The 19,301-nt window shown below is 60.8% G+C and carries 17 protein-coding genes; 9 read left to right on the top strand and 8 right to left on the bottom strand.

Going from position 1 to position 19,301, the window contains the following annotated elements:
• Positions 1–14 precede the first annotated feature (14 nt).
• From G9Q84_RS04905 to G9Q84_RS04890, 4 genes are all read left to right on the top strand, one after another.
• A complete protein-coding gene (locus G9Q84_RS04905) occupies positions 15–1,037 on the top strand; it encodes a putative 2-aminoethylphosphonate ABC transporter substrate-binding protein (RefSeq protein ID WP_032884187.1) in 1,023 nt (340 codons plus the stop codon).
• 134 nt (positions 1,038–1,171) lie between these two features.
• The gene (locus G9Q84_RS04900) at positions 1,172–2,305 is read left to right on the top strand and encodes a TIGR03364 family FAD-dependent oxidoreductase (RefSeq protein ID WP_095185148.1); all 1,134 of its coding nucleotides are present in this window, start codon (positions 1,172–1,174) and stop codon (positions 2,303–2,305) included.
• Entirely contained in the window at positions 2,305–2,859 is a 555-nt protein-coding gene (locus G9Q84_RS04895; protein WP_181642972.1) for a phosphonate degradation HD-domain oxygenase, read from the top strand. The genes G9Q84_RS04900 and G9Q84_RS04895 overlap by 1 nt, the downstream gene beginning before the upstream one ends.
• A gap of 92 nt (positions 2,860–2,951) precedes the next feature.
• On the top strand, positions 2,952–3,494 hold the full coding sequence (locus G9Q84_RS04890) for a hypothetical protein (RefSeq protein ID WP_181642971.1): 543 nt from the start codon (positions 2,952–2,954) through the stop codon (positions 3,492–3,494).
• Positions 3,495–3,500: 6 nt separating this feature from the next.
• On the opposite strand, the gene G9Q84_RS04885 is transcribed toward G9Q84_RS04890, so the two are convergent.
• Complete coding sequence (locus tag G9Q84_RS04885; protein ID WP_181642970.1) at positions 3,501–4,868, bottom strand: DUF3482 domain-containing protein; 1,368 nt, start codon at positions 4,866–4,868, stop codon at positions 3,501–3,503.
• Complete coding sequence (locus G9Q84_RS04880) at positions 4,861–6,240, bottom strand: DUF2868 domain-containing protein (RefSeq protein WP_181642969.1); 1,380 nt, start codon at positions 6,238–6,240, stop codon at positions 4,861–4,863. Before G9Q84_RS04880 ends, G9Q84_RS04885 begins: the two co-directional genes overlap by 8 nt.
• Before the next feature lie 69 nt (positions 6,241–6,309).
• Here G9Q84_RS04880 and G9Q84_RS04875 point away from each other — a divergent pair, with 69 nt between their 5' ends.
• Complete coding sequence (locus tag G9Q84_RS04875; RefSeq protein ID WP_095185145.1) at positions 6,310–6,822, top strand: dihydrofolate reductase; 513 nt, start codon at positions 6,310–6,312, stop codon at positions 6,820–6,822.
• A 78-nt stretch (positions 6,823–6,900) separates the two neighbouring features.
• On the opposite strand, the gene G9Q84_RS04870 is transcribed toward G9Q84_RS04875, so the two are convergent.
• Positions 6,901–8,292 carry an L-cystine transporter gene (locus G9Q84_RS04870; protein ID WP_181642968.1) on the bottom strand — a complete coding sequence of 464 codons (1,392 nt, stop codon included), beginning with the start codon at positions 8,290–8,292 and terminating at the stop codon, positions 6,901–6,903.
• Between the two features lie 242 nt (positions 8,293–8,534).
• Here G9Q84_RS04870 and G9Q84_RS04865 point away from each other — a divergent pair, with 242 nt between their 5' ends.
• Positions 8,535–9,596, top strand: coding sequence for an HAD family hydrolase (locus G9Q84_RS04865; protein ID WP_095185144.1), 1,062 nt, complete (start codon positions 8,535–8,537; stop codon positions 9,594–9,596).
• A 193-nt stretch (positions 9,597–9,789) separates the two neighbouring features.
• On the opposite strand, the gene ilvD is transcribed toward G9Q84_RS04865, so the two are convergent.
• Positions 9,790–11,631, bottom strand: a complete 1,842-nt coding sequence (gene ilvD, locus G9Q84_RS04860) for a dihydroxy-acid dehydratase (RefSeq protein WP_032884175.1) — start codon at positions 11,629–11,631, stop codon at positions 9,790–9,792.
• A gap of 281 nt (positions 11,632–11,912) precedes the next feature.
• On the opposite strand from ilvD, the gene G9Q84_RS04855 reads away from it, so the two are divergent.
• Entirely contained in the window at positions 11,913–13,646 is a 1,734-nt protein-coding gene (locus G9Q84_RS04855; protein WP_032884173.1) for a DUF4153 domain-containing protein, read from the top strand.
• Here G9Q84_RS04855 and G9Q84_RS04850 read toward each other — a convergent pair.
• Entirely contained in the window at positions 13,643–14,803 is a 1,161-nt protein-coding gene (locus G9Q84_RS04850; RefSeq protein WP_181642967.1) for an MFS transporter, read from the bottom strand. The genes G9Q84_RS04855 and G9Q84_RS04850 overlap by 4 nt on opposite strands.
• A 250-nt stretch (positions 14,804–15,053) precedes the next feature.
• A complete protein-coding gene (locus tag G9Q84_RS04845) occupies positions 15,054–16,250 on the bottom strand; it encodes a class I SAM-dependent rRNA methyltransferase (protein WP_003213799.1) in 1,197 nt (398 codons plus the stop codon).
• A 169-nt stretch (positions 16,251–16,419) separates the two neighbouring features.
• Here G9Q84_RS04845 and G9Q84_RS04840 point away from each other — a divergent pair, with 169 nt between their 5' ends.
• Both G9Q84_RS04840 and mutM read left to right on the top strand, forming a co-directional pair.
• Complete coding sequence (locus G9Q84_RS04840; RefSeq protein WP_032884170.1) at positions 16,420–17,286, top strand: HDOD domain-containing protein; 867 nt, start codon at positions 16,420–16,422, stop codon at positions 17,284–17,286.
• A 22-nt stretch (positions 17,287–17,308) separates the two neighbouring features.
• Positions 17,309–18,121: a bifunctional DNA-formamidopyrimidine glycosylase/DNA-(apurinic or apyrimidinic site) lyase gene (gene mutM, locus G9Q84_RS04835; protein ID WP_095185142.1), complete on the top strand. Its 813-nt coding sequence runs from the start codon at positions 17,309–17,311 to the stop codon at positions 18,119–18,121.
• A 115-nt stretch (positions 18,122–18,236) separates the two neighbouring features.
• Here mutM and G9Q84_RS04830 read toward each other — a convergent pair whose 3' ends face one another.
• Both G9Q84_RS04830 and coaD read right to left on the bottom strand, forming a co-directional pair.
• Positions 18,237–18,488 (bottom strand): YfhL family 4Fe-4S dicluster ferredoxin, encoded by a 252-nt coding sequence (locus G9Q84_RS04830; RefSeq protein WP_032884168.1) that lies wholly within the window; start codon positions 18,486–18,488, stop codon positions 18,237–18,239.
• A 261-nt stretch (positions 18,489–18,749) separates the two neighbouring features.
• Complete coding sequence (gene coaD / locus G9Q84_RS04825) at positions 18,750–19,229, bottom strand: pantetheine-phosphate adenylyltransferase (RefSeq protein ID WP_003176711.1); 480 nt, start codon at positions 19,227–19,229, stop codon at positions 18,750–18,752.
• Positions 19,230–19,301: the final 72 nt, after the last annotated feature.

Genomic DNA, 19,301 nt, shown 5'->3' with positions numbered 1-19,301 from the left:
AAAGGAGGTATTCCATGTTCAAGCCCCTGACGCTGGTCGCTGCCGTACTCACTGCATTCAGCCTGAATGCCTTCGCCAAAACCGAACTGACCGTGTACACGGCCCTCGAAGCCGAGCAGTTGAAGACCTACAAAAAGGCGTTCGAGCAAGCCAACCCTGATGTTGAAATCAAGTGGGTACGCGACTCCACCGGCATCATCACGGCCAAGCTGCTGGCCGAGAAAGATCGCCCGCAAGCCGACGTGGTCTGGGGACTGGCGGCCTCCAGTCTGGCGATCCTCGACCAGCAGGGCATGCTCGACAACTACGCGCCTAAGGACCTGGACAAGATCGGCAAAAACTACCGCGACGCTGCCAACCCCCCGGCCTGGGTCGGCATGGACGTGTGGGCCGCGACCATCTGCTTCAATACCGTCGAAGCCGAGAAACAGGGCCTGACCAAGCCGGTGAGCTGGCAAGACCTGACCAAGCCTGAGTACAAGGGCAAGATCGTCATGCCCAACCCGGCATCGTCCGGCACCGGTTTCCTGGACGTAAGCGCGTGGCTGCAGACCTTCGGCGAGAAACAAGGCTGGCAGTACATGGACGACCTGCACCAGAACATCGGCCAGTACGTTCACTCCGGTTCCAAGCCTTGCAAGCTGGCGGCTTCGGGGGAATTCCCGATTGGTATTTCGTTTGAATACCCGGCGGTACAGCTCAAGCGCCAGGGCGCGCCGCTGGACATCATCCTGCCCAAAGAAGGCCTGGGTTGGGACATCGAAGCGACTGCCGTGATCAAGGGCAGCGCCCATGCCGACGCGGCGAAGAAACTGGCGGACTTTTCTGCCAGCCCTGCGGCGATGGAGTTGTACAAGGACAACTTTGCCGTGCTCGCCCAGCCGGGAATCGCCAAGCCGCAGACCGAATTGCCAGCGGACTACGAGCAGCGTTTGATCAAGAACGACTTCGGCTGGGCCTCCAAAAACCGCGACAGCATCCTGACTGAATGGCGTAAGCGCTATGACGGAAAGTCGGAGAAGGTAGCGGGTCAGTAAGGTTTTCGTTAGGGCTGATGGCCCTAGCGGGAGCAAGCCCCTCCCATAGTCGACCGAGTTCCTGCATGAGAATGCGGTCAACTGTGGGAGGGGGCTTGCCCCCGATGGCGGTCTTGAAAACAGGACATCACTAAATGACACACCACAGCGACCTGCTGATCATCGGCGCCGGCATCCTCGGCCTTTCCCACGCTTATGCAGCCGCCAAACGCGGCCTCAAGGTCAAAGTCTTCGAGCGCAGCGCCACGCCGTTGGGCGCCTCGGTGCGCAACTTCGGCCAGGCTCTGGTCACCGGCCAACCACCGGGGCCGATGCTCGACCTGGCGCGGGAAAGCCGTGCGATCTGGGGGCAGTGGGCGCAAGTCGCCGGGCTGCAACTTAAGCGCAACGGCTCGTACTTGTTCGCCCGCACCGAAGCTGAAGAACACCTGCTGGAAGCCTTCTGCGCCGGTCGCGCGCAGGAGTACGGCTATAACGTCGAGTTGCTGCAAGGCGCAGCAATGAAGGATCTGTACGGCGGCCAGTTCCGCCACCACCGCGCCGCGCTGCATGGCAAGGACGATCAACAGCTGTATTCGCGCGAGGCGATTCCGGCGCTGATCAACTACCTGACGCAAGCGCTGAACGTGGAGTTTCATTTCTCCACGCTCGTGCGCGACGTGGAGCCGGGGCAACTGCACAGCACGGCGGGGAGCTTTCGTGGCGAGCAGATCATCGTCTGCTCCGGCCACGATTACCAAACCCTGCTGGCCGAATCGATTGCGCCGCTCAACCCGCAGGTCTGTCGCCTGCAAATGCTGCGCGCTCGGCCGGTGCTCAACCTGAACCTGCAACACGCCTTGCTCACCGGCCTCAGTTGCGTGCATTACGGTGCTTTCGCCGACTTGCCGGAAGCCGCGCCGGTGCAGGCGCAGATCCTTCGCGAAGCACCGTACCTGCATGAGCATGGCATTCACTTGCTGATCAGCCCGACGCCTCACGGCGAACTGATCATCGGCGATTCCCACGAGTACGGCAGCGATGCGTCGCCCTTCAACGCCGAACAGGTCGACGACTGGATGATCGAACTGGCCCAGCAGACCCTGGGCTGCAAGATCCAGGTGGTGGAGCGTTGGCAGGGCGTTTATGGCTCGCGTGGACCGGCGCCGTTTTCGTTCTTGCGGGCGGCGCCAGGCGTGAGTGCAGCGTTGATGCACACCGGCGTGGGCATGAGCGTGGGACCAGCGATGGCCGAGCGCAATATCCGCGCGTTGTGTGGGGAGGCGTGATGAACCGGGAACAGGTGATTACCGACGTCTTCGGTTTGTACGAACAGCACGGCACGGCGGACTACATCGGCGAGCCGGTGTCGCAGATCGAACACATGTCCCAGACCGCGCAGTTGGCCATGGCAGAAGGTTTCGATGATGAAGTGGTATTGGCAGCGTTCTTTCACGACATCGGCCATCTCTGCGGCCAGGGCAACGCGAACATGGGTGGTTATGGCGTGGTCAGCCATGAGCGGTTGGGGGCGGATTACCTGCGTCGGGCAGGGTTCAGCGAACGCATGGCCAGGCTGGTGGAATATCACGTGCAGGCCAAGCGCTACCTGACCTTCAGTCAGCCGGATTACTACGCGCGCCTGAGCGAAGCCAGCCGTCGAACCTTGGCTTATCAGGGCGGCGTGATGACGGCCGATGAGGCACGGGCCTTCGAGCAAGACCCGCTCCATGCAATCAGCCTGCGCCTGCGCCACTGGGACGAATTGGCCAAGCAAATGCACGTGCCGGTGCTCGATCTGCGGGCACTCAAGGCCAAGGCCGCACGGCTACTGGCTGCGTAGATTGGCCTTACGCCAAACGCAGATACGCCGCCTAGAACGCCGGTGGTCGGCTCACTAAGGTGTTTGCTTCTTTAATTCAAGGAGCAACGCTGATGCGCTACTTAAAAGTGACGGCCCAGGACATGAGCGGCAATGGTCAGGCGGACACGGTTATCCTGCACTTCTATGAGCAGCAGGCAGGCTGTCCCGATGAGCTGATCCACGAGATCTTTGCGGTGGACATGAGCGCGGATGGCAGGGTCGACCTGCAATGGGCGGACGACCTTAACCCCATTACCCGCCCCAGCGGGTTGGAAAAGCATCGAGTGGACACCTTTGCCGACAGCTTTTTGAAGTTGAACTGGTTCAATCGGCGCAGCCATTGGCAGCGTACGTTGACGATGTACGTCGATCATTACGCAAAAGCAGGCACGCCCAACGCGGTCAAGCTGGACTTCCATGAGCGCACGGCGTCGCAGTGCAAGGGTTCGCTAATCTACAAGGCCGCCGCCTATGACGGTGATGGCGACGGGGTGCTGGAATCGTTTACCAACAGTGATATCGACCGCGACGGTATCGCGAACAAAGCCGATAAAGAGTTGATCCGCACGTTATGCACGGCTTTTCTGGGATTTGAGTGGTACGCGTCCCAGTAAGCGCAGTCACGCTTCATCGAGCCGTGCGGCCAGGGCTTCGACCTGCTCCTGACGCTCGGTCTGGCTCAGCTTGGCGTGGGGGTTGAGCGACGACCATTGCGGATGGGCACGGGCTTTGTGCAGCGCCTCCGGCAACTTGCCTTCGCGCCAGGTTTTGTCCTGGGGCGTATCGACCTTGATGCTGTGCATCGCCGCGTGGCCGCGCACGCTCAGGGCCTTGAGCAACTGGCGTTGGCGCAGGGCGAGCAGGCGCAGGACGCTATCATCGACGGTCAACTCGCGTTGGCCCTTGATCTTGCCCAGCAGGCGGCTGCCATAGCTGCGCGCGGTTTGCAGCGCGCCCCCGGCGATGGCACCGGCCAGGGCAGCGGCGCCCAGCGTCAGCCCGCCAACCAGCAGATCCACGCCGGCACCCGCCGCCGCGCCGGCAGCGATCCCGCCACCCACGCGCACGCCGAGTTGCTTGAGGGTTTCCGGGTTGAACAGGTCGTCGCCCCAGCGGCCATCCAGCAGCGGCAAGTCGCTGGCGGCCGCGTCTTGTGGGCGGAAACCGAACAGCTTGAGCAGAGCTTCCACACATTTTTGTTCGCGCTGGCGCACGGCCTTGCGCAAATCGCCGATGGCTTGCTGCTCATCTTCAGTGACCACGCTGCGCCTGCACGCGGCGCAGTCGATCAATAATTCGGCGATCAACCGCGCTGCGCTTTGCTGGCGGGCTTGGCGTTGGGCTTGCTGATCAAGGACCAAGCGTTCCAACTGCGGTCGTGCGTTTTCCAGCAGCAGGGCCAGACTTTCATACAGACGACGCTCGCCGTCTTCCGGCGGCGCGACGCTGTCGAAACGCACCAGCGCATGCAGGCCGAGGCGGGCCAGGGCTTCGCGCCAGTCCGGTTCGCGGTGGTCGCTGCTGCTGACGAAATTGAGCACCGGCAGCAAGGGTTTGCCGCAACTGGCCAGCACTTGCAGCTCATCGCGGTACTTGGCCAGCACCGGCTCGCGGGCATCAATCACATACAGACCGGCGTCCGAGGCCAGCAGTTGGCGCAGCACTTTGGCTTCCTGCTCGAAACGCTGGCGCGCTTCGCTGCCTTCGAGGAACCGCGCCAGGCGCGCCGGGCCGTCCAAGCGTTCGCCGGGTCGGTCGAGACGTTCCAGGTAATCAAGCAGGGCGATGGCATCTTCCAGGCCGGGCGTGTCGTACAGCTCCAGCAGGGCTTCGCCGTCCACCGACAGGCGCGCGCCTTCCACATGCCGCGTGGTGCTGGGACGATGGGAGACTTCACCGAAGCCCACATCCCGGGTCAGGGTGCGCAGCAGCGAAGTTTTGCCCACGTTGGTATGGCCGACCACGGCGAGTTTCAGCGGTTTAGTCATGACCGGTCTCCAGCCAGTTCAACGGCGCGCAGTCGGCGAAGGGCAGATCCAGTTGATGCAGCGCGGTGTGCCAATCGCCGAGGCGTTCGGCATCCAGCGCTTGGCCAGGCGGTGCTTGCAGCAGCCAGACGCGGGTGGCTGCGGCGCTGCGCGCGAGTTCGGCGATCAGCGCGAGGCTGCCGCGATCCGGCGAACGGCGGGGGTCGCAGGCGATGGCCAAGCGCGCGGGCGGGAAGCGGGTGAGCTGCTCCAACAGCTTGTTGCGCGATTCACGGCTGTCGAGGATGCCGGCGTTTTTCACTTGGGCTGGTAGCTTGGGCGGCCAGGGGTGTTGGTCGTCCAGCTCGATGGCCACCAGCAGGGCGCCGTCGCTTTCAAGCTCACTGACGCCGCCGGTCACGTGGTGCAGTTGCTCGGGCGCGGCGTCGTTGACGCCGAGGCGTTCACTGCTTGGCATCAGGCGTTCACGCAGTTGGCTATAGCCCGGTAGGTTCAGGTCCAGACGCAAGGCCGCGCGTCCTGCTTTCCAACGCCACAGGCACAACAGGGCGAGGATGATTCGGGGCAGCAGGCCGTAGACCAGCAACACGCCCACCAACCAAGCGGCCCAGGCTTGGCGGGCGCTTTCGATATTGAGGGCGGAGTCGCCGCTGGCGCGGATCATCTCGACGGTCGGTACATTGAAACCAAGCACAGCGGGCAGGGCGCCGAGGGCCTGGGTGACGGCGACGAAGGTGTCGGCACCGAGAATGGTGGTTTCCCACACAAAGCCGTAGCGCCTTGTGGCGAGCAGTGTCAGCAGAATGACCAGCGCGCAGAGCAATGCCAGCAGCCACAGTCCGTTGACCAGCACACCGACTGCCCAGCGATTGAGTTTCTGGCGCTGCAACAACAGCAATAACGCCGGGGCCAATTGCGCGGCCTTGGCGTCACGGGCGAGTTTTTCACTGAGCCACAGCCATAAGCGACCAAGGCTGGCGCTGTGCTCTCCAGCAAACAGCAGGCCCAGTGCCCAGCTTATCAACAGGATCAGGTTCAAACCGAGCAGGCTGCCCAGGGCCCAGAACACATTCACCGGGGTCAAACCGTTGCCCAGTGCCGCGAAGGCCAGCCCGGCGCCGCTAATAACGGCGACTAGCGCCAGCAGCACCAGTGCCAAACGCGCACCTTGCAGCCAGCGGGTGAGGGCGGCAGTCAGCCCATCGCGCTCGGCCAGATGCAAGGCGCGATGCTGGATGCGCGTCGGCAGATCGCCGCCAGCCGTGCGGGCCAGGCGGTTGGCTTCCAAGTCTTCCAGGGCGCCTGCGTGTTCTTCACGCAGGCGCACGGTTTCTGTCAGCCAGAGTTTTTGCAGCGGGTTCAGTGCAGTCACGCGCCGTCCTGTTGAGCAAGTGAGGTTGGAGCATAACCGCTAGGTCTTGGCTCTGGTATTCTCGTCGCCATGAAAAAAACTCTCCCTTTAAGCCTGATCGCGGCCCTCGGTGAAAACCGCGTGATCGGCGTCGATAACAGCATGCCCTGGCATTTGCCGGGGGATTTCAAATATTTCAAGGCCACCACCCTTGGCAAGCCAATCATCATGGGGCGCAAGACCTGGGATTCTCTGGGGCGACCGCTGCCTGGGCGCTTGAACCTGGTGGTCAGCCGTCAGACCGATCTTAAGCTTGAAGGTGCGGAAGTTTTTCCGTCACTCGATGCCGCCGTGGCGCGGGCTGAAGCCTGGGCGCTGGAGCAGGGCGTGGATGAGTTGATGCTGATCGGTGGCGCGCAGCTGTATGCGCAGGGGCTGGAGCAGGCGGATCGGTTATATCTCACGCGCGTGGCGCTGAGTCCGGAAGGGGATGCGTGGTTTCCGGAGTTTGATGCGAACCAGTGGACGTTGGTTTCCAATCTGCCAAACCCAGCCGAAGGTGATAAGCCGGCTTACAACTTCGAAGTCTGGGAAAAAGTCTAAAAGCATCGGGGGCGAGCCCCCTCCCACATTGAAGTGCATTCCAAATGTGGGAAGGGGCTTGCCCCCGATGGCGGTCTATCAGGCCTGCGCTAACTCCGCATGCTCATCTGCATCCAACAACGCCTTGTCCGTCTGCCCCATGATCTGGCTGGTAATTGCCCCTGCCGTCATCGAACCATTCACGTTCAACGCCGTACGGCCCATGTCGATCAGCGGCTCCACGGAAATCAGCAGCGCCACCAGTGAGACCGGCAAGCCCATGGCCGGCAGCACGATCAGTGCGGCAAACGTCGCACCGCCACCCACGCCAGCAACACCGGCCGAACTCAGGGTCACAATCGCCACCAGGGTCGCGATCCATAGCGGGTCCAACGGGTTGATGCCCACGGTCGGCGCCACCATCACCGCCAGCATGGCCGGGTAGAGGCCGGCGCAACCGTTCTGGCCGATGGTCGCGCCGAACGAAGCAGCGAAACCGGCGATGGATTGCGGAATGCCGAGGCGGCGAGTCTGCGCCTCAATGCTCAGCGGGATAGCCGCCGCGCTGGAACGGCTGGTGAAGGCAAACGTCAGCACTGGCCAGACCTTGCGGAAGAAGCGCAGCGGGTTGATCCCGGCCAGCGACAGCAGCAGGCCATGCACCACGAACATCAGGCCCAGGGCCAGGTACGACACCAGCACGAAACTGCCGAGCTTGATGATGTCTTGCAGGTTGGAACCGGCGACCACTTTGGTCATCAGCGCCAATACGCCGTACGGGGTCAGTTTCATCACCAGGCGCACCAGACGCATCACCCAGGCTTGCTGGGTGTCGATGGCGTTGAGCACTTTCTGGCCTTTTTCCACGTCATCCTTGAGCAGTTGCAGCGCGGCAACTCCCAGGAAAGCAGCGAAGATCACCACGCTGATGATTGACGTTGGCTTGGCGCGGGCCAAGTCGGCAAACGGGTTTGACGGCACAAACGAGAGCAGCAACTGAGGGATGTTCAGGTCGGCGACCTTACCTGCGTAATCACTCTGGATCACTTGCAGGCGCGCCATTTCCTGGGTGCCGGCCACCAGGCCCTCGGCGGTGAGGCCGAACAGGTTGGTCAAACCGATACCGATCAATGCCGCAATCGCGGTGGTGAACAGCAGCGTGCCGATGGTCAGGAAGCTGATCTTGCCCAAGGACGCTGCGTTATGCAGGCGCGCCACAGCGCTGAGGATCGAGGCAAATACCAGCGGGATCACGATCATTTGCAGCAACTGCACGTAGCCGTTACCGACTAGGTCGAACCAGCCGATGGAGGCCTTGAGCACCGGGTTGCCGGCACCGTAAATGCTGTGCAGCGCCACACCAAACGCCACGCCCAGGACCAGGGCAAACAGAACCTTCTTGGCGAGGCTCCAGTTTGTGCGACGGGTTTGTGCCAGGCCCAATAGCAGGGCCACGAACACGAGTAAGTTGAGAATCAGGGGCAGATTCATTGAAGCTCCGTTGAGAAGGCAGCCAATCGCGTGAGCCTGCGATTGCGAACCGGAAATCCTAACAGCTTGAAATATATTGATTTAATACCAATATGGAATGGTGACTGTCGTTTTTGGAATAAGCCTTTGACGCTCAGGCGTATGCCGTTGGCGGGATCAGGACGCGCGCGGTCGCGCTCAACATGGGAACTGTCACGAGGATTTGTTAGCGTCGATGTCTTTCACTCAGGGAGACAACGTCTATGAAGCTCGCCCCGAAACTACTGGTATCCGCCGCACTTTGCCTGGGACTCGCCAGCCAGGCGTTTGCCGCCACGGAGTTGAAACACTGGCCCGCACCTGCGGCCAAGCAACTGAACGACATGATCGCCGCCAACGCCAACAAGGGTAACTACGCGGTGTTCGACATGGACAACACCAGCTACCGCTACGACCTCGAAGAGTCCCTGCTGCCCTACATGGAAAACAAGGGCCTGATCACCCGCGACAGCCTTGATCCTTCGCTCAAGCTGATGCCGTTCAAAGACACGGCCGACCATAAGGAAAGCCTGTTCAGTTACTACTATCGCCTGTGCGAAGTGGACGACATGGTCTGCTACCCCTGGGTCGCCCAGGTGTTTTCCGGCTTCACCCTCAAGGAACTCAAGGTTCAGGTGGATGAGCTGATGGCGTCCGGCAAGCCCGTGCCGGTCAGCTATTTCGAAGGCGACGTGGTGAAGAAGTCCGAGGTGCAGCCGCCGAAAGTCTTCACCGGCCAGACCGAGCTGTACAACAAGCTGATGGAAAACGGCATCGAGGTGTACGTGATGACGGCCGCTTCCGAGGAACTGGTGCGCATGGTCGCGGCGGATCCGAAGTACGGCTACAACGTCAAACCTGAAAACGTCATCGGCGTGACCACCCTGCTCAAGGACCGCAAGACCGGCGAGCTGACCACCGCCCGCAAGCAGATCACCGCCGGCAAATACGATGAGAAAGCCAACCTTGGCCTGGAGCTGACCCCCTACCTGTGGACCCCGGCGACCTGGATGGCGGGTAAACACGCGGCGATCCTCACCTACATCGACGAATGGAAAAAACCGGTGATCGTCGGCGGCGACACGCCGACCAGCGACGGTTACATGCTGTTCCACGATGTAGACGTCGCCAAGGGCGGCGTGCACCTGTGGATCAACCGCAAAGACAAATACATGACTCAACTCAACGGCATGATGGCCAAGCATGCTGCGGCGCAGGCCAAGGAAGGGTTGCCGGTGACGGCGGATAAGAACTGGGTGATCGTCAAGCCGGATGAGATTCAATAACCACGGCTCTACGCCGGTAAATGTGGGAGGGGGCTTGCTCCCGATAGCAGGGTGCCAGTCGGTGCATGTGTTGACTGACCCATCTATATCGGGAGCAAGCCCCCTCCCACATTGTGATCCTCAGTGTTTTGGAGAATTGCTCCAGGCAAAAAAATGCCCCGCACTTGGCGGGGCATTTTTATTGGGGCGAGGCTTACAGGCCGTCGAGCATCGCCTTGTTACGCACAGCACCCTTATCGGCACTGGTGGCCAGCAGGGCGTAAGCCTTCAGCGCCGTGGTGACTTTGCGCGGACGCTTCTCCACTGGCTTCCAGCCTTTCTTGTCCTGCTCGACGCGGCGTGCAGCCAGTTCTTCATCGCTGATCAACAGGTTGATCGAACGGTTCGGAATGTCGATCAGCACCTTGTCGCCATCCTGCACCAGGCCAATCGCGCCACCGGCAGCGGCTTCTGGCGAAGCATGGCCGATGGACAGGCCCGAGGTGCCGCCGGAGAAGCGGCCGTCGGTCAGCAGGGCGCAGGCTTTGCCCAGGCCTTTGGATTTCAGGTAGGACGTCGGGTAGAGCATCTCCTGCATACCCGGACCGCCTTTCGGGCCTTCGTAGCGGATGATCACGATGTCGCCTTCTTTCACTTCGTCGGCGAGGATGCCGCGAACCGAGCTGTCCTGGCTTTCGTAGATCTTGGCGCGACCTTCGAAGACGTGGATGGACTCATCCACACCGGCGGTTTTCACCACACAGCCATCGAGGGCGATGTTGCCGTAGAGCACGGCTAGGCCGCCTTCTTGGGAGTAGGCGTGTTCGACACTGCGGATGCAGCCGTTTTCACGATCGTCGTCCAGGGTGTCCCAACGGGTCGACTGGCTGAACGCAGTCTGAGTCGGGATGCCCGCCGGGCCGGCCTTGAAGAAGGTATGCACGGCTTCGTCGTCAGTCTGGGTGATGTCCCACTTGGCGATGCCTTCGGCGAGGGACTTGCTGTGCACGGTCGGCAGGTCAGTGTGCAGCAGGCCGCCTCGGGCCAGAGAGCCTAAGATCGAGAAGATCCCGCCGGCGCGGTGCACGTCTTCCATGTGGTACTTCTGGATGTTCGGCGCGACTTTGCACAGTTGCGGCACGTGACGGGACAGGCGGTCGATGTCGCGCAGGTCGAAATCGATCTCGGCTTCCTGGGCGGCGGCCAGCAAGTGCAGGATGGTGTTGGTGGAACCGCCCATGGCGATGTCCAGGGTCATGGCGTTTTCGAACGCCTTGAAGTTGGCGATGTTGCGCGGCAATACCGAGTCATCGTTCTCGGTGTAGTAACGCTTGCACAGCTCGACGATGGTGCGGCCGGCCTGCAGGAACAGTTGCTCGCGGTCGCTGTGGGTCGCCAGGGTCGAACCGTTGCCCGGCAACGCCAGGCCCAGTGCCTCGACCAGGCAGTTCATCGAGTTGGCGGTAAACATGCCGGAGCACGAACCGCAGGTCGGGCAGGCGCTGCGCTCGTATTCCGCAACCTTCTCGTCAGAAGCGCTGGAATCGGCGGCGATGACCATGGCGTCGACCAGGTCCAGGCCATGGGAGGCGAGCTTGGTCTTGCCGGCTTCCATCGGGCCGCCGGAGACGAAGATCACCGGGATGTTCAGGCGCAGGGAGGCCATCAGCATGCCGGGGGTGATCTTGTCGCAGTTGGAGATGCAGACGATGGCGTCGGCGCAGTGGGCGTTGACCATGTACTCCACGGAGTCGGCGATGATCTCGCGGCTTGGCAGCGAGTACAGCATGCCGTCATGACCCATGGCGATGCCGTCATCCACGGCGATGGTGTTGAATTCTTTTGCTACGCCGCCAGCGCGTTCGATCTCGCGGGCGACCAGTTGGCCCAGGTCCTTGAGGTGGACGTGGCCCGGTACGAACTGGGTAAAAGAGTTGGCAATCGCGATGATCGGCTTCTTGAAGTCGTCATCTTTCATCCCCGTGGCACGCCACAGTGCGCGCGCGCCGGCCATGTTGCGGCCGTGGGTGGATGTTTTCGAGCGGTAATCAGGCATTGGAGCACTCCGGGCGGCTAATCGGTATCAAAGGGGAGTGAGCTTCTAGTGACGTCTGGAACACCCGAAAAATGGCCCTGGTGTCCGGAAGTTGCCGCAAACGTGACGGGATCGCCGTGCGCATTGGCCTTGAGCTCATAAACCCGCCGGGGGATGACTGGCGATGAATAGGGCCGATTCTACACCGCTGGCGGCTGGAGGGAACGGGGCAATACTCATGTCCGTGGGCTTTGTTTAGACTAGCGACCCTTTGCCCCCCACCCCTCTCCAAAGGAATTGGAATGCCCGGTATCCATCGTTTTCTTGGGTTTTACCTGCTGATCGGTCTGATCCAGGGAATCGTCTTCAATTACTCCGATCAGCTCTATCGCTTGAGCGAAACTCTGTTTTTTGTCACCTACACCGTTGTGTTGGTCGGCGGTACCACCTTGCAGTTGCTGGGGGAAAAAGCCCTGCGGTGGCGGTCACTGCTACCTACGCTGGCGTTCACCCTGTTGATGGGCGGCATGACGCTGTGGGTCTGTTACGGCCTCGACCATGTCGGCAATAGCCGTTGGGCGATCAATTCCTGGTTTATCAGCGTGATGTTGTTGAGTTATGTCTGTGCCACGTTTCTGTTCGCCTGGCCCGCCGAAAAAGGGCAGCGCTGGCGTTATGAGGACCTGTTTCAGCAGGCCTGGAACAGCGTGTTCATCGTGCTGTACGCCCTGATCCTGGTGGGGGTGTTCATGTTGTTGCTCAAGCTATGGGGCCGACTGTTCCTGATGCTGGGCATCGAATTTTTTGAGCATCACTTCTGGAGCCAGCGATTCCTGTGCATCAGCTTGCCGTTGGTGTTCGCCCTGGGCATGTACCTGGCGGCGCGCAGCGAGAAAGTCATCGGCCAGATGCGCGGCATGCTGTTCAGCGCCTGTGGCTTGTTGTTGCCGTTGATCGCCCTGATCAGTCTGCTGTTTACCCTGACTTTACCGTTCACCGGGCTCCAACGAATTTGGGCGACGGGTTATTCAACGCCCATTCTGCTGGTGCTGGCAGGTGCGCAGCTGTTCTTGCTCAACGGTGTTTTTCAGGAGGGTATTCAGCCTCGGCCGTACCCCAAATGGTTAACGCGTTTTATCGAGTTGAGCCTGCTGTGTCTGCCGATTCTCGCCGCCATCGCGTTTTATTCGAGCTGGCTGCGGGTGGAGCAATATGCCTTGTCGCCACAACGCTTCATTGCGCTGGCGGCGGCGCTATTGTGTGGCTTGTATGGCCTGGCGGCCGTTTGGGCGGTGGTGTTGCGTTCGCCGATCTGGCTCGCCAACTTGCGGGTGACCAACCCGGCCCTGGCGTTGCTGTTTTGTGGGCTGGTGGTGTTGGTCAATACGCCGATCCTCGATCCGGTACGTTTGAGCGTCGACGATCAGGTCCGGCGTTTGCTCGACGGGCGCACCAAGGCTGAAGCGTTCGATGCGGACTACTTGCGGTTTGGCCTGGAGAAAGCAGGCGAGGAGGCGTTTGCAAAGTTGCAGGTCGACTTGGATCAGGAACGCATTCTGGACCCGGATTCGCGCCGCGCCTTGCGTGAGCGGATGGACGACACGGCGCTGAGTTTCACCGAGCGTTATGCAAAGGAACAGGCGGAGCGGCCCAAGCCCGAACTGGAATGGATCGGCCCGGAGCCCAAAGGCAGCGAGCAATTTGCCGAGCTCAGCCTGAGCACGGACTCCCCTTGCGAGTTGGGTTGCGTGCTGTGGGCGGTCGACCTGGATCAGGATGGCCAACCCGAAGTGCTGGCAATGCCGAGCACCAGTTATCGTCACGACTCCAAGCCGCCACGCATTTTCGTGCTGGATGAGAAGGGCGAATGGGACGATCGTGGTCCGTTGTTGTGGACGCAGCTGCCGGACGGTTATGTCGACACGGAGACGCTGATCCACGATATCCGCGAAGGAAAGGTTTCGCTGGTCAAACCCCGTTATTTGCAGTTGCAGACCAGCGATATGCTGCTTACGCCGGTGATTCGGGAGCCTTAGCGGCCCGCACGGCTGTTGGTCATCAGCCCCCATAGGCTGAGCACAATGAACCCGATGGCGATGGTGATGAGCAGATAATCGCCGGCCTGGGCCAGTGCAGCGCTGCTGATGGCCGCCGTGAGAAACATGATGCTGTTCCCGGCCGATGCTGCGGTGCCCGCACTGCTTGAGAACAACAGCATCGCTGCGGAAATCGCAGCAGGCCGAACCAGGGTCACGGCCAGGGCGCTGATCAGCATTGGGATGAGCAAGGTCACGGTGCTGATGGCGTTCAGGCTCACGATCAGGGTTAACAGTGCGCCAGCAACGAGCAGTAGTCCGAGACCGATGTTGATTTGCCGGGACAGCGTCATGCGTTTTTGCAGGTGCGAGGCTGCGACGCCCCCGAGCAGGTAGGCCACGCCATACACCATCAGCACCAACGCATATTGGTACTCGGACAGCTTCAGCGCATCCATGAAAATCAGCGGTGTCACGCTGATCAAGGCGAAATAGCAGGCAAACACCAGGGCGGCGATCCACCAATAGCGCAGAAAGTCGCGATTGGCGGCGACTGCTTTGAGCGTGCCCAGGATCGAAACGGGTACGCGGTGCGGGCTGGCAGCCTGGGAAGGCAGAATGCAGAACGCATGGATCAACATGCCCAATGCCATGAGCGCAAACCCATAGAAGCTCCCTTGCCAGTCGAAGGTGGTTTGCAGCCAGGAGCCGATCAGTGGCGCTAGGGCGACAAACGAGCCGCTCAGGGTCATGTAATAGAGGCGTACCAGGGCTCGGTCCTGTTCATCGAACAGGTCTTCCACCAGTGCATGGCCCAACACGAAGAAGCCGCAGCCCATGGCCTGCACCGTGCGAAACAGCAGGAACGTCAGGTAATCCGGGGCCATTGCGCAGCCTATCGCCCCGAGGATCGACAGCGTGATGCAGCCGAGCAGCACTTCCTTGCGGCCCCATTTATCCGACAGCGGGCCAGTGACCAGTTGGGAGATCGAAAACACCAAAGTGAACAGGCTGATGGACAGTGCGATGTCTGCGCTGGGCGTATCGAACTGGGCAGACAGGGCGGGAAAAGAGGGCAGCAGGATATTGATCGGGAAGAAGCTGATCAGGGAAATGCAGGTGATTAGGATGAAGCGGGAGAGAGACGGCCCAGACATTGTTTTTGTTTTCCGGAGTAAAACCAGAAACCGATACTAGTCTGCGAAAAGTGGAATTCAATCAAAAGCGTTGAGAGAAATTTCCTGAATGGACGTGGCTTGCTTGGGTAGGAAACGTTTTCACGGCAACCACAAAACAAATGTGGGAGGGGGCTTGCCCCCGATTGCGTAGTGTCAGCGCCCTATTAGCTGGCTGACACACGACTATCGGGGGCAAGCCCCCTCCCACATTTTTATCTGTGCTTGCCTGTTAGCTATTCGGCAACAACCGGCACGTAATGCTCTTGATGTATCGTGTCTCGGCAATTGCCGGGTGCACCGGGTGATCCGGACCCTGGCCGCCACGCTCAAGCATCTGGATATTGCGGTCCAGATGACGGGCGCTGGTCAGCAGAATGTTCTGCAGGTCGTCTTCCGGCAGGTGCATGGAGCACGAGGCGCTTACCAGGATGCCGTCCTTGCTGAGCAGACGCATGGCTTGCTCGTTCAGGCGGCGGTAGGCGCCTTCGCCGTTCTTCATGTCTTTTTTGCGTTTGATGAAGGCCGGTGGGTCGGCGACGATCACGTCGAAACGCTCTTCGCTGGCTTTCAGTTCTTTCAGCGCTTCGAAGACGTCGCCTTCGATGCAGGTCATTTTTTCGGCAACGCCGTTCAGCGCAGCGTTGCGCTCTACGCCGTCGAGGGCGAAGGCGGAAGCGTCGACGCAGAACACTTCACTGGCCCCAAAGGCTGCTGCTTGCACGCCCCAGCCGCCGATGTAGCTGTACAGGTCGAGTACGCGTTTGCCTTTGGCGTAAGGGGCCAGGCGTGCGCGGTTCATGCGGTGGTCGTAGAACCAGCCGGTTTTCTGGCCTTGGATCACCGGGGCTTCGAATTTCACGCCGTTTTCTTCCAGCGCGACCCACTCAGGCACCAGGCCGAACACGGTTTCGACGTAGCGGTTGAGGCCTTCGGCGTCGCGCGCGGCGGAGTCGTTCTTGAACAGGATGCCGCTCGGCTTGAGCACTTGGGTCAGTGCAGCGATCACGTCTTCCTTATGGGCTTCCATGGTCGCCGAAGCGATCTGCACCACCAGGATGTCGCCGAAACGGTCGACTACCAGGCCCGGCAGCAGGTCGGAATCGCCGTAGACCAGGCGGTAGAACGGCTTGTCGAACAGGCGATCACGCAGTGACAGGGCAACGTTGATGCGGTGCACCAGCAGCGACTTGTCTAGCGGCAACTTGATATCGCGCGACAGCAGGCGTGCGCAGATCAGGTTGTTCGGGCTCATGGCCACGATGCCCAGGGTCTTGCCGCCGGCCGCTTCCAGGATAGCCTGGTCGCCTGCCTGGAAGCCGTGAAGAGGTGTGGCGGCCACATCGATTTCGTTGCTGTAGACCCACAGGTGGCCGTTGCGCAAACGACGATCGGCGTTGGCTTTGAGACGCAGGCTTGGCAGGGACATGACGTCGCTCCGGAAAAAAGAGCGGGAGTATACCTTGTTGCGTAGGAAATCGCGGCGCCGCCGGACATGTGGCCAGCACCCAAATTTGGTCCGGCTCCATCCGGTTTTTGAGGTGTCGGTCAGCTTTGCTTAGGGGGTAGAATCCTCGCCTAGCCCAGAGTGTGTACTTATGTCCCAAGAGCTTTCCGCCGAACAGATCCAGCAGGCCCTGCAAGGCATCAGCGTACCGCCCCAACCGCAAATCATGGTGGATTTGCAAATGGAGCAGTACATGCCTGACCCGGACCTGGAAGTGATCGCACGGTTGATCTCCCAGGATCCCGGCCTGTCCGGCGCGTTGCTGAAGATTGTCAACTCACCGTATTACGGCCTGAGCAACAAGATTGCCTCGATCCAGCGCGCAGTGAACCTGTTGGGCAGCCGGTCGATCATCAACCTGATCAACGCGCAGTCGATCAGGGGCGAGATGAGCGACGACACCATCGTCACCCTCAACCGCTTCTGGGACACCGCCCAGGATGTGGCCATGACCTGCCTCACACTGGCCAAGCGCACGGGTTCCCAGACCGTAGACGAGGCCTATGCCTTGGGCTTGTTCCACGATTGCGGGGTGCCGTTGATGCTCAAGCGCTTCCCCAACTATATGACCGTGCTGGAGCAGGCCTACGCCAATGCCGGCCCTGACTGCCGCGTGGTCGACACCGAGAACAATGCGTTCAACACCAACCATGCGGTGGTTGGCTACTACACCGCCAAGTCCTGGCGCCTGCCGGAACATGTGACCGATGCCATCGCCAACCACCACAACGCCCTGGCGGTTTTCAGCGATGAGTCGTCGCGCAACCCGCAGGTGAAGAACCTGCTGGCAATCCTGAAGATGGCCGAGCACATCTGCTCGTCCTACCGGGTGCTGGGCAACCAGTCGGTTGACCATGAGTGGAACGCCATCGGCCCTCTGGTGCTGGACTACGTGGGCCTGTCGGATTACGACTTCGAGAGTATGAAGTTGTCGATCCGCGAACTGGGCGCGCACTGACTCCCCCCTTCAAGAGGTACACATGCCCGAGTTACCAGAAGTCGAAACCACCCGGCGCGGGATTGCGCCGCACCTGGAAGGCCAGCGCGTCAGCCGCGTAGTGGTACGTGAGCGGCGCCTGCGCTGGCCAATCCCGGAAGACTTGGACGTGCGCCTGTCCGGGCAGCGCATCGTGCTGGTAGAGCGGCGGGCCAAGTACCTGTTGATCAATGCCGAGGTGGGCACCTTGATCAGCCACTTGGGCATGTCAGGCAATTTGCGCCTGGTGGAAGTCGGTATGCCAGCGGCCAAGCATGAGCATGTGGATATCGAGCTGGAATCGGGCATGGCCCTGCGCTACACCGACCCTCGGCGCTTTGGCGCGATGCTCTGGAGCCAGGATCCGCACAACCATGAGTTGTTGATCCGTCTGGGGCCGGAGCCGTTGACGGACCTGTTTGATGGCGAGCGCTTGTTTCAACTGTCCCGCAGGCGGTCGATGGCGGTTAAGCCGTTCATCATGGACAACGCGGTGGTGGTGGGCGTGGGCAATATCTATGCGACGGAAGCGCTGTTTGCGGCGGGGATTGATCCGCGTCGTGAGGCGGGTGGTATTTCACGCGGGCGGTATTTGAAGCTGGCGATTGAGATCAAACGCGTGCTGGCGGCCGCCATCGAGCGGGGCGGCACCACGTTGCGGGACTTTATCGGCGGGGATGGGCAGCCGGGGTATTTCCAGCAGGAGTTGTTCGTCTACGGCCGGGGTGGCGAGGCGTGCAAGGTCTGTGGGACTGAGCTGCGCAACGTGGTGCTGGGGCAGCGGGCGAGTGTGTTTTGCCCCAAGTGCCAGAGCTGATTGTTGTGTGATGGCGGATATAACCATCGGGGGCAAGCCCCCTCCCACATTTGAAATGCATTACATGTGGGAGGGGGCTTGCCCCCGATAAGGCCCTGACAGGCGCTGAAGAACCTCAGGCCTTACCGGTAATCTTCCGGTACTTCTCCATCAGTTCCTCTTCAGTCTCCGGACGCGCCTCATCCAGCGGAATGCAATCCACCGGGCACACCTGTTGGCACTGAGGTTCGTCATAGTGGCCGACACACTGGGTGCACAGGTTCGGATCGATCACGTAGATCTCCTCACCTTGGGAAATGGCAGCGTTCGGGCACTCGGGTTCGCAGACGTCGCAATTGATGCAATCGTCGGTGATGATCAGGGACATGGAAACTCCTGCCAGGGCTGTCAGCCAGGGCATCTGAAAACTAATGCGCGCAATTGTGCCGCATTGGCGCCCGCAGTGCGAGCCGGTCTGACTTGTGGCTTTTGATTTTTGTGGTGAGCGGGCTTGCCCCTCGCTGGGCTGCGAAGCGGCCCCAATCCAGGCGACCGGGGTTCACCTAAAGCTACGCAGTGCTCTTATTGGGGGCTTCTCAGCCCGGCGCGGGGCAAGCCCGCTCACTACAGGTAAACCGGCAAACCTCGGCTACTTCTTGAAGCGCAGCGTCAGCGCGTCCGCCACGGCAGGGTGCACGAACTTGGTGATATCTCCGCCCAAAGCAGCGATTTCACGGACTAAAGTCGAGGAAATGAACGAATAACGTTCCGAAGGCGTGAGGAACAGGCTCTCAACGTCCGGCGCCAGTTGGCGGTTCATGTTGGCCAGTTGGAATTCGTATTCGAAGTCCGATACCGCACGTAGGCCGCGCAGGAACACATTGGCGTTCTGCTCTTTGGCAAAGTGCGCCAGCAGCGTCGAAAAGCCCACGACTTCGACGTTAGGCAGGTGCTTGGTGACCTCACGCGCCAGCTCCACGCGCTGTTCCAGGGGAAACAGCGGGTTTTTCTTGGGGCTGGCCGCGACCGCGATGATCACATGGTCGAACAAGCGAGAGGCGCGTTCGACCAGATCGCCATGGCCTTTGGTAATCGGGTCGAAGGTTCCTGGGTACAACACTCGGTTCATCGCGTCGTCCTGGCGGAGTCCGTTGGGGAACCGGATGGTATCGCAGCCATCCCGGTCGGCCAAGTCGACTTA

It is taken from the genome of Pseudomonas sivasensis (genome assembly GCF_013778505.1).
Classification (GTDB): Bacteria; Pseudomonadota; Gammaproteobacteria; order Pseudomonadales; family Pseudomonadaceae; genus Aquipseudomonas; species Aquipseudomonas sivasensis.
The sequence above is the reverse complement of the archived record's forward strand: the minus strand, read 5'-3'. Positions and strand labels throughout refer to the sequence as shown.